This window comes from Bilophila wadsworthia ATCC 49260 (genome assembly GCF_000701705.1).
GTDB lineage: Bacteria > Desulfobacterota > Desulfovibrionia > Desulfovibrionales > Desulfovibrionaceae > Bilophila > Bilophila wadsworthia.
This window is the reverse complement of record NZ_KL370819.1, coordinates 1-2481: the sequence shown is the minus strand read 5'-3', so window position 1 is coordinate 2481 and position 2481 is coordinate 1. Positions and strand designations below refer to the sequence as shown.

3 protein-coding genes and 1 pseudogene are annotated in these 2481 nt (G+C 66.2%); all 4 read right to left on the bottom strand.

Translation table 11 applies throughout. From position 1 onward, the window contains the following. Positions 1-108: 108 nt before the first annotated feature. Positions 109-621, bottom strand: a complete 513-nt coding sequence (locus T370_RS0122455) for a DnaT-like ssDNA-binding protein (protein ID WP_029437086.1) — start codon at positions 619-621, stop codon at positions 109-111. Between the two features lie 140 nt (positions 622-761). After that, positions 762-1097, bottom strand: coding sequence for a hypothetical protein (locus tag T370_RS0122450; protein ID WP_029437085.1), 336 nt, complete (start codon positions 1095-1097; stop codon positions 762-764). Positions 1098-1105: 8 nt separating this feature from the next. Beyond that, the gene (locus tag T370_RS0122445; RefSeq protein WP_029437084.1) at positions 1106-2233 is read right to left on the bottom strand and encodes a major capsid protein; all 1128 of its coding nucleotides are present in this window, start codon (positions 2231-2233) and stop codon (positions 1106-1108) included. Positions 2234-2258: 25 nt separating this feature from the next. Further along, positions 2259-2481: pseudogene (locus T370_RS25470) on the bottom strand (DUF6651 domain-containing protein); the annotation flags it as partial.

Genomic DNA, 2481 nt, shown 5'->3' with positions numbered 1-2481 from the left:
GATCGTTGTAGACCTGTCCATCCTTCTTCTGACGGTAGATCATCCGTTTGCCGAACTTGTTGATCAATTGGCGTGCGGTCCTGCCCACGCTGGCGTACAGGGATGCGCTCATCCTCTTCCCACCTCCATGATGCCCCCGCCCTTGCCCGTGTTGACTGTGCCGAGCCCGGCGAGCAGGCCGGACAGGGAGGGGAATACTGTTTCCGCCGGGGCCGTGCCGTTGTAGGCGATGCTGATCACGTCCACGCTCAGGCTGGCGATGTCCCCGCCCCGGTCGAGCGGCGCGAGGTAGTCCTGTTCGACGAAGAAGCCCGCCAGTTCGCAGCAAGCCTCGACGACTTCCGCCGGGATTTCATCCGGGGCTATTTCCCCGTCCTGCGTGCTTACGCCCGCCCGGGGCCACGCCATGCGCTGCGAGCGGGAAGCCTTGCGCCCGTTCCACATGACCTTGCGGTTGAGCCAGTCAGAGGCGCGGATCAGCGCGGCCTCCTTCTGGACTTCCGCCAGTTCGTCCGTCCATGCGGCCGTCAGCCGGGCGGCATGGTAGGCGTCGGCATCGGCAACGCTGGCGAAGCTGTTGGCCCCGGCGGGCAGGGTGCCGTCTTCAACGATGAGGGGCATGGTTTTCTCCTTGAAGTCCCGTTTTGGGGTTCGGGCGGGGGCGGAGGGTATTCCCCCGCCCGGTCGAAGCGCGGGGCTACTTGCCCTTGCGCTTCTTTTTCCTAGGGGTGCAGGTCATGGCGGTGTCCTTGCCGTTGGGGTTACGCTTGCGGCTGCCCGGGGACGTCACTGCCGGCGCGGGCTCCGCTGGCGGCGAGGACATGGGCCAGCACGTCGGCCTTGGCGGTGATCGCCGCGGGAATGGCGATGCCGTGCGCCTTGGCGTGGTCGCGCAGTTCCGCCAGCGTCATCAGATCAAGAGGCTTCTCCCCATCGGGTGTAGGAGGGACGGATTCGACAGGAGAAGGAGCCAGCGTCCCGGTCACGGCGTCCAGTTTCCAGAGCTGGTGCTTCGACGGATCGAAATCGGCCTCGTTGATGACGATGAACCCGCTCGCCGTTTCCACGCTCCTGATCCTCACTGTGCTGATGTGCATGGAGCCTCCTACCCGGCGATGCGGCAGCCGAGTTCCCGGCGTACCACGTCCGCGCCGTACAGGATGTCATAGCTGAACCGGGTCCGCTTGTGCTCGCGGGAGACTTCCAGACGGAGCGACAGGCCGGAAACCGGGTCCACGGCGGACTGGATGAGGTTGCCGAGGCCGTTGGCGGAATCCATCAGCGGGCGGGTGGCGAAGGCGATGGCGTCGCGGTGGAAGGCGAGGTTCATCACATGGGAACCGGATACCGTGACGGCTTCCGAGCCCGTGGTGGCCCTGGCGAGGCCGGGATAGATTTTCACGGCGGTGTTGCCCACGGCGAGCGAGACGGCTTCCGTGACCACATAGGTCTGGGCGTCGCCCGCAATGGTCAGGATGTCGCCTTCCTTGAGGCCGGCGGCGTTGGTGGCCTTGGCGAGGCTCACCACCTGCGCTCCGGCCTCGTTCGCGCCGTTCACGGTGAGCGCGCCTTCGGTCATGACGCTGGCCTCGAAAGTGGGCACCTGCTGGTCCATCGCCCAGTCGAAGCCGTACTTGCGCCCGATGGTCCCGTCGATGATGGGCCGCGCGTCGCCGGACTTGCTCACGTCCGCGAACCCGGACAGGCCGAGCGCGGCGGCCTCGGCGTCGGGGTCCAGCACGATGCGCCGATCATTGACCGGGGCAAGCTGGCGGTTCAGCACCTTGCGGGCGTTGGTGGCGTCGACCACGGTGGAGAAGGGCGTGGTGCCGGGCGTCCCAACGATGCCGTAGAACTTGCGGCCCAAGCCGAGCAGGGTGGCGTTCACGTCGTTGGCGATGGCCTTGACCGCTTCGCTGGCCTGCATGGGGATGACGCCGCGATTGGCTTCCATCAGGTCCTTGTCGGTCAGGTAGAAAGGCGCTTCCATCCAGCGGTCGAGCTTGATGGTGGCGGACACGGGGCTGATGTCGCCCGTGTCCTGCGAAGTGGCCCCCGGCGTGACGGCCTGCGCTTTGATCGCGGAGGGGATGGGCACGTCGATGCTGGCCCCCTGCTGCGCGGCAAAGTTGCTGTAGTCCGAGTTCACGAGGCGGGGCATGACGCAGGTGCCGCGCAGGGCAAGCAGGCCCTGTGCGAGCAGCTTGTCGACGACTTTGGACAGATCGTTCATGGAAAAATCCTCTTGGTGCGCGCGGCTACTGGGCCGCAACGGTTACTTCGCCCTTGGCGATGGCTTCAAGGTTGGCTCCGAAGGCGCTCATGTCGCCCTTGGGGATGATTTTTGCGCCGGGGGCGTACGCGGAGTTGGGATGGCTGCCGGAGCCGCCGTCCGGGGCCTTCAGGATGCGGTCCTTCATGGGGTATTTGTCGATGATGGCCTCAAGCGCCTCTTCGGGCGCGGCGAAGGTGCCGGGATCG

Excerpts from the sequence above, each read along its gene's own strand:
- T370_RS0122455 (WP_029437086.1), bottom strand. The coding sequence starts at position 621 with ATGCCCCTCATCGTTGAAGACGGCACCCTGCCCGCCGGGGCCAACAGC.
- T370_RS0122450 (WP_029437085.1), bottom strand. The coding sequence starts at position 1,097 with ATGCACATCAGCACAGTGAGGATCAGGAGCGTGGAAACGGCGAGCGGG.
- T370_RS0122445 (WP_029437084.1), bottom strand. The coding sequence starts at position 2,233 with ATGAACGATCTGTCCAAAGTCGTCGACAAGCTGCTCGCACAGGGCCTG.